Origin of the sequence: Paraburkholderia suaedae (genome assembly GCF_040812055.1) — a bacterium.
Classification (GTDB): Bacteria; Pseudomonadota; Gammaproteobacteria; order Burkholderiales; family Burkholderiaceae; genus Paraburkholderia.
Map to the genome: position 1 here is coordinate 1 of NZ_JBFOAH010000095.1, position 1,432 is coordinate 1,432.

Genomic DNA, 1,432 nt, shown 5'->3' on the forward strand with positions numbered 1-1,432 from the left:
CGATGATCGAACGCCGCAGGAAGAATCACACGCTGGAAGCGCCGTTCTACACGAGCGAGGACATCTTCGCGCTCGACATGGACGCGATCTTCCGCCACCACTGGATCCAGGTCGCGGTGGAACCGGACGTGCCCGAGCCGGGCGACTACGTGACGGTGGAGCTCGGCCACGACTCGATCCTGATCGTGCGCGACGACGACATGCAGGTGCGCGCGTTTCACAACGTGTGCCGCCATCGCGGCGCGCGCCTGTGCAATACCGGCAAGGGTTCGCTGGGCAATATCGTGTGCCCGTATCACAGCTGGACGTATAACCTGAACGGCGAGCTGATGTTCGCCGAGCACATGGGCGAGCAGTTCGATCGCTGCAAGCACAGCCTGAAGCCGGTGCACGTCGAGAATCTTGCGGGGCTGATCTTCATCTGTCTGGCCGAACATCCGCCGGCCGACTTCGCCGTGATGCGCGCGGCGATGGAGCCGTACCTGCTGCCGCACGATCTGGCCGGCTGCAAGATCGCGGCGTCGATCGACATCATCGAAGAGGGCAACTGGAAGCTCACGATGGAAAACAACCGCGAGTGCTATCACTGCGTGGCGAACCATCCGGAGCTGACCATCTCGCTGTACGAATACGGTTTCGGCTATCAGCGCACGCCCGCCAACGAGGAAGGCATGGCCGCGTTCGAAGCGACCGTCGCGCGACGCACCGCGCAGTGGGAAGCGATGCAGCTGCCCTCGGCGGAGATCGAACGGCTGGCCGATCTCGTCACCGGTTTCCGCACGCAGCGTCTGCCGCTCGATCGCGACGGCGAATCGCAGACGCTCGATGCGAAAGTGGCCTCCAGAAAGCTGCTCGGCGGTTTCGAGCACGCCGATCTCGGCGGCCTGTCGTTCTGGACCCAGCCCAATTCGTGGCATCACTTCATGAGCGACCACATCGTGAGCTTCTCGGTGATTCCGCTGTCGGCGGGCAAGACACTCGTGCGCACCAGGTGGCTCGTGCACAAGGACGCCCGCGAAGGCATCGACTACGACGTCGACAATCTGACCGCCGTCTGGCGCGCGACCAACGACCAGGATCGCGCGCTCGTCGAGTATTCGCAGCGCGGCGCCACCAGCAGCGCGTATGAGCCGGGGCCGTATTCGCCGTTCACCGAGGGGCTCGTCGAGAAGTTCTGCGAGTGGTACATCGGCCGTCTCGCGGATCACGCCAATGCGCCACAAACGGCCGGCCATGAGCCGCTTTCGCACGACGAGAAAGTCGTGTCCTTCACGCGCTGAGCGCAACGCCGCAACCGGGAGCGGGAGAGATCAATGATGCGCGATCAGGCGACGTTTGAGCTGGGCACCGAAGCCGCCGCACCGCGCGCGCCGGGCCGCGTCACGCAGCCGCGTTTCTGGCAGACGCTGCCCGCGCGCTGGGACAGCGATGC

General features: G+C 64.8%; 1 protein-coding gene and 1 pseudogene. Both read left to right on the plus strand.

Annotated features, from left to right (window positions below):
• The first annotated feature begins 2 nt into the window (after window positions 1–2).
• The gene (locus ABQJ48_RS37685; RefSeq protein ID WP_367842918.1) at window positions 3–1,280 is read left to right on the plus strand and encodes an aromatic ring-hydroxylating oxygenase subunit alpha; all 1,278 of its coding nucleotides are present in this window, start codon (window positions 3–5) and stop codon (window positions 1,278–1,280) included.
• Window positions 1,281–1,313: 33 nt separating this feature from the next.
• Window positions 1,314–1,432 (plus strand): annotated as a pseudogene (locus tag ABQJ48_RS37690) (hybrid-cluster NAD(P)-dependent oxidoreductase); the annotation flags it as partial.

Bases quoted from the DNA above. Each gene is read 5' to 3' on its own strand.
- ABQJ48_RS37685 (WP_367842918.1), top strand. From the start codon at position 3: ATGATCGAACGCCGCAGGAAGAATCACACGCTGGAAGCGCCGTTCTAC.